Here is a 261-nt window from a genome sequence, read left to right as displayed (position 1 = left end):
GTCACTAAGGTGATCATCATGACAAACAAGTAATCGTAAAAGCTGGTGTTGTAACCACGAACCTTAGCTATATCAGGGCTGATACAAGTCAGGAGAATGCGGTTGAATGTCGGTATCAAGAGCAAGATGATGATCACGCAACTACCTGCGAGAATCGCTAAGTCTTGGTCTGTTACCGTAAGAATCGAGCCAAACAGTACGTTTTCAAGCATGTGGATATTGATCTTACGAGCAACATACATCAGTAACGCCGCACCCACT

General features: G+C 44.1%; 1 protein-coding gene. It reads right to left on the bottom strand.

Going from position 1 to position 261, the window contains the following annotated elements; translation table 11 throughout:
* Positions 1-261, bottom strand: a 261-nt coding sequence (locus AB4486_RS25555) for a metal ABC transporter permease (protein ID WP_372119530.1), incomplete at both ends; no start/stop codon positions are given.

This window comes from Vibrio sp. 10N.222.55.C6 (assembly GCF_041473395.1).
GTDB lineage: Bacteria > Pseudomonadota > Gammaproteobacteria > Enterobacterales > Vibrionaceae > Vibrio > Vibrio crassostreae_C.
This window is presented reverse-complemented; position numbering and strand designations above follow the sequence as displayed.